Here is a 515-nt window from a genome sequence, read left to right on the forward strand (position 1 = left end):
CGCAACCGCCGGCTCGTCATCGAGGACTGCGTGATCGATCAAGGTGTCGTCCGCAGCGGCGCCCGTGGCAGCAGCCACGTCGTTCGCCTCGGCCACCGGCGTCACATCGGCATCAAGGAAGCGCGACAGGTCGTCGGCGCCGGTCAGTTCGACCGTCTCCAGACCGTCCTGCGCGTGCGCTGCAACGTCGTGCTGTACCGCGTCGAACGTGGCGACGTCGGCACCGCCCGGGTCGGCACTGCCGGCGTCAGGCTGTGCGTCGAGCGTCGTCTCGTTGCGCGCGATGGGCGCGGCATTCACCGGAAGATCGGCGTCGAAGTACGCCGACAGGTCATTGCTGACGGTCAGCTCGTCCACGACCGGCGCATCGGCGTCCAGCGCCTGACCGGTCTCCGCTTCCACCGCATCGATTTCAAGGGCGACGGGCTCGACCACGGTCAGGGCGTCGGCGTCGATCTCGGCCAGCTGCAGATCGGTATCGGCGCTGTCGTCCAGGCCGGCGTAACCGCCCTGCG

The 515-nt window shown here is 69.1% G+C and carries 1 protein-coding gene; it reads right to left on the bottom strand.

All coding sequences use genetic code 11. The features are described from left to right. On the bottom strand, positions 1 to 515 hold a 515-nt coding region (locus tag DBR34_RS23995; RefSeq protein WP_258224119.1), incomplete at both ends, for a hypothetical protein.

The sequence above is a fragment of the Stenotrophomonas sp. HMWF003 genome (genome assembly GCF_003061285.1).
GTDB lineage: Bacteria > Pseudomonadota > Gammaproteobacteria > Xanthomonadales > Xanthomonadaceae > Stenotrophomonas > Stenotrophomonas maltophilia_AP.